The sequence below is a fragment of the Streptomyces sp. NPDC007095 genome, from assembly GCF_040634475.1.
Classification (GTDB): domain Bacteria; phylum Actinomycetota; class Actinomycetes; order Streptomycetales; family Streptomycetaceae; genus Streptomyces.
Map to the genome: position 1 here is coordinate 1 of NZ_JBEYFS010000435.1, position 4,307 is coordinate 4,307.

At 72.0% G+C, this 4,307-nt stretch carries 4 protein-coding genes and 1 pseudogene; 2 read left to right on the top strand and 3 right to left on the bottom strand.

The annotated features are described in order from the left end of the window. Positions 1-105 (top strand): annotated as a pseudogene (locus tag ABZ656_RS56735) (CBS domain-containing protein); the annotation flags it as partial. A gap of 85 nt (positions 106-190) precedes the next feature. Here the strand turns inward: ABZ656_RS56735 and corA are convergent. Further along, positions 191-1,318, bottom strand: coding sequence for a magnesium/cobalt transporter CorA (gene corA / locus ABZ656_RS56740; RefSeq protein ID WP_101405767.1), 1,128 nt, complete (start codon positions 1,316-1,318; stop codon positions 191-193). Positions 1,319-1,578: 260 nt separating this feature from the next. On the opposite strand from corA, the gene ABZ656_RS56745 reads away from it, so the two are divergent. Continuing rightward, on the top strand, positions 1,579-2,370 hold the full coding sequence (locus ABZ656_RS56745) for a methyltransferase domain-containing protein (RefSeq protein ID WP_101405768.1): 792 nt from the start codon (positions 1,579-1,581) through the stop codon (positions 2,368-2,370). Between the two features lie 5 nt (positions 2,371-2,375). On the opposite strand, the gene ABZ656_RS56750 is transcribed toward ABZ656_RS56745, so the two are convergent. Together ABZ656_RS56750 and ABZ656_RS56755 are read right to left on the bottom strand one after the other, a co-directional pair. Further along, on the bottom strand, positions 2,376-3,272 hold the full coding sequence (locus ABZ656_RS56750; protein WP_360280404.1) for a sugar kinase: 897 nt from the start codon (positions 3,270-3,272) through the stop codon (positions 2,376-2,378). A 92-nt stretch (positions 3,273-3,364) separates the two neighbouring features. Then, entirely contained in the window at positions 3,365-4,270 is a 906-nt protein-coding gene (locus tag ABZ656_RS56755; protein ID WP_101405770.1) for a pseudouridine-5'-phosphate glycosidase, read from the bottom strand. Between the last annotated feature and the right edge of the window lie 37 nt (positions 4,271-4,307).

A 4,307-nucleotide genomic window follows, 5' to 3' on the forward strand; every position in this document is an offset into this window, starting at 1 on the left:
CGCCTCGTCGGCATGATCAGCGAGGCCGACCTGGCCCAGCATCTGACGGACGAACAGCTCGCCGCGTGGGTCGAGAGCGTCTACGCGAGGAGCGCGTTGCGCTGACCGCGCGGACTCTTGCGACCAGGAGGGTCATGAGCGCGCACTCCCGCCCGGCCGGCCGTGCCGGGCGAGGAGCGGCTCACCACTCTCACAGCCAGCCGTTGCGCCGGAACCCCCGGTACAGGACGAGGCAGGCGAGGGTGATCACGCCGATGACCATGGGGTAACCGAACCGCCAGTGCAGTTCCGGCATGTGGTCGAAGTTCATGCCGTAGAGCCCGCAGACCATCGTCGGTACGGCGATGACCGCCGCCCAGGCCGTGATCTTCCGCATGTCCTCGTTCTGCGCCACCGTCACCTGCGCGAGGTGCGCCTGCAGGATCGAGTTGAGCAGTTCGTCGAAGGCGGCGATCTGCTCGGTGACCCGCAGCAGATGGTCGGAGACGTCCCGGAAGTACGCCTGTATCTCCGGGGCGATCACCCGTATCGGCCGGGTGGCGAGCTCCTGGACGGGGCGGGCGAGCGGCACCACCGCCCGCTTCAGTTCGAGGAGTTCGCGCTTGAGCTGGTAGATGCGGCCCGCGTCCGCCCGCGCGCCGTTTTCGGCGAAAACATCGGCCTCGACCTGGTCGATGTCCTCCTGGACCGAGTCCGTGACATGCACGTAGTCGTCGACCACATGGTCCGCGATCGCGTGCAGCACCGCGGCCGGGCCCTTGGCGAGCTGACGGGCGTCCGCCTCCAGCTCCTCGCGCAGCGGCCCCAGTGACCCGTGCCGTCCGTGCCGCACGGTGATGACGAAGTCGGACCCTACGAAGACCATGATCTCGCCGGTGTTCACCACCTCGCTGGTCGCCGTCAGCTCCTTGTGCTCGACGTAGCAGACCGTTTTGAACACCGCGAAGAGTGTGTCGCCGTACCGCTCCAGCTTCGGCCGCTGATGGGCCTCCACCGCGTCCTCGACGGCCAGCGGGTGCAGGTCGAAGAGGTCGGCGATGCCGGCGAACTCCTGGTCCGTGGGCTCGTGCAGCCCGAGCCAGACGAAACCCTCGTCGCTCTTGCGGATCCGCTCCACGGTCTCGACGAGATCGCGTCCGCCCGGGACCCTGGCGCCGTCCTGGTACGCCACGCAGTTCACCACCGCCGTGCCCAGCGGGGACCGGGCGTGGTGACTCAGGTCGACACGGGTACGCCGCCGGGCCAGCCGCGCCACCTTACGGAGGCCGCCGACCTTGCCGAGGCCCGTGACCTTCCGCAGATTCCCTGCCATGGACATCCGGAACTCCTTGCGTGGATCTCCCCGCGCCGTACTTCGCGCCCTGGTGTGCAAGTCTGCCAGTCCCTTTCGCCCGCCGGGAAAGCCTGTGGGAACGGAATGTTCCACTTCGTTTCGGTGGTGCCGGGCGGTCTCGGACCAGACCGGGCAGGGTTGCTGTCCGAGCGTCAGAGGAGGTCGGTGCCCGCGGTGACGCACGGGTGGGGGGAACGGGAGCGTCGGCGATTCCGGACAAGCGGGTCAACTGGGATGATCGCTGTATGACGCAAACCGACGGCTATCTCCTCGACAACCGGCAGACCGAGGCGGGAAAGCGCTTCGACGCCTTCGCCGCTCTCTTCGACCCCACGACCTTCCGGCACATCGAGCGCTTCGGCATCGGGTCCGGCTGGCGCTGCTGGGAGGTCGGCGCGGGCGGCACGTCCGTGGTGTCCTGGCTCGCCAAGAAGGTCGGCCCGACCGGGCGGGTCGTCGCGACCGACATCGACACGTCGTGGGCGGCCTCCGCGGCCCGCCCGCCGGTCGAGATCCGGGTGCACGACGTGGGCGCCGAGGAACCGCCGGGGGAGGGCTTCGACCTCGTGCACGCACGGCTCGTGCTGGTTCATGTACCGGACCGGGAGCGGGCGTTGCGGTCGATGGTCAAGGCCCTGCGGCCCGGCGGACGGCTTCTCATCGAGGACGCCGACCCCGCGCTGCAACCGCTGCTCTGCCCCGACGAACACGGCCCCGAGCAACAGCTCGCGAACCGGCTGAGGCACGGCTTCCGCAAGCTGCTCGCCGAGCGCGGCGCCGACCTCTCCTACGGCCGCAAACTCCCTCGCCTGCTGCGGGAGGCGGGACTGCGCGAGGTGGAGGCCGACGCGTACTTCCCCGTCACCTCGACCGCCTGCGCAGACCTCGAGTCCGCGACGATCCGTCAGATCCGCGACCAGCTCGTCACCGCGGGACTCGCCACCGACGAGGACATCGACCGTCACCTGGCCAACGTGGCCTCCGGGTCGATGGACCTGGCGACCGCGCCGATGATCTCGGCCTGGGGACGCAAGTAGCGCCACTACCGGACCCGCGCCCCCTCGGGCCTGCCCCCGACCCGCTCCACCGCCATCGCCCCCGCCCTGCACCCCTCCACCGCCGCCGCCTCGGGCTCGGCGCCCGCGAGAAGGGCGGCGAGGAACGCTCCGGTGAACGCGTCACCGGCACCCGTGGTGTCGCGAGGGTCCGCGGGCACCGCCGGGACGTGGGCCCGTACGGCACCCGAGCGGGCCACGAGGGCCCCGTCGGGGCCCTGCTTCGCGACGACCAGGGGGACGTGGCGGCTCAACTTGGCCGCCGCGTCCGCCGGATCGGGCAGGCCCGTCAGCAGGAACGCCTCGTCGCGACTGGGCAGCAGCAGATCGACGCCCTCGGCGAGCGCGAGGAAGCGGTCCACGCCCAGTTCCGTGAGGAACCCCGCCGACGCGGGGTCCAGGCTGACCGGTACCCCCCGCGCGCGTGCCGACTCCAGAGCCACCGACACCAGCGCCCGGCTCGGCTCGGAGAAGAGCAGATAGCCCGACAGATGCAGCCGCGCGACACCGTCGAGCAGCGCGGGCGACCAGTCGTCGGGGCCGAGCCGCAGGGAGGCCCCGCTGTCGGTGAGAAACGTCCGCTCGGCCGAGGCCCCCTGGTCCACCAGACAGATCACCGTCCCCGTCGGTGCCTGCGGATCGACGACGAGGAGGGGGCGTACGCCGCAGGCCACCAGCTCACGCTCGTGCCAAGCGGCGGCATCCGCCCCCACCCGGCCCAGCAGCCGCACCTCCGCGCGGCCCCGATGCGCGGCCCAGCACGCGACGTTGGCACCGGCCCCGCCCGGCAGGGTACGGATCTCGGCGGCCGTGTCGGTGCCCGCCGCGAGCGGCCCGTGGTGCCGGGCGACGATGTCCGTGACCACGTCACCGACGACGAGCAGCGCCCCGGGCGCCGGACCCGCGTCCCGCCCGGAACCGCCCCGGTCCGCCCGGTTCGCGCCCCGGCCCGGGCCGCCGCCGCGATCCGTCCCGTTCACACCCCGGCCCAGGCCGCCGCGATCCGTCCCGCGAGTCGTACGTTGCCGCGCACCGCCGCCAGATTGGCGCTCAGTGACGCGCCGTCGGTGTGCCGCACCAGATGGTCGAGCAGGAACGGCGTCACGGCCTGCCCGCTCACTCCCTGCGCCTCGCACGCCCGCAACGCCTCGGCGAGCACGCGCGCGTGGAGCGCGGGATCGAGCTGCTCCTCCTCGGGGACCGGGTTCGCCACGATGAGCGCCGATTCCGGGCCGTCCAGCGCGTCCTGCGCGCGCATGACGTCCGCCACCTGCCCCGGGGAGTCCAGCGTCCAGTCCACGGGATGCCCCGAGTCGGACAGATAGAAGCCGGGGAAGCGAGCCGTGCCGTACCCGGCCACCGCGATGCCCAGTGTCTCCAGGCGCTGCAGTGTCGCCGGCACGTCCAGGATCGACTTGACGCCCGCGCACACCACCGTGATCCGGGTCCGCGCCAGCAGACCCAGGTCCGCCGACTCGTCCTGCGTCACCGTCCACTCCCGGTGCACCCCGCCGAGGCCGCCCGTCGCGAACACGCGGACACCCGCGAGAGCGGCCAGCAACGCCGTCGCGGACACGGTCGTCGCGCCGCTCGCACCCGCCGCCACCGCGAGCGGCAGATCGCGGTGCCCCAGCTTACGGATCCCGTCCTCGTTGGCGACCCGCTCCAACTGCTCCTTGTCCAGTCCGACATGGGGCCGCCCGTCCAGCACGGCGATCGTCGCCGGTACGGCGCCCTCCTGCCGTACGACGTCCTCCAGCTCCAGCGCGACCTGCAGATTGCGCGGGCGGGGCAGCCCGTGCGCGATGATCGTCGACTCCAGGGCCACCACCGGCCGGCGCGCGTCGAGCGCTTCCCGCACCTCTTCGGACACCACGATCACGTGCCTGCCTCCTGTCTGCCGCCTTTCCTCATCTCTG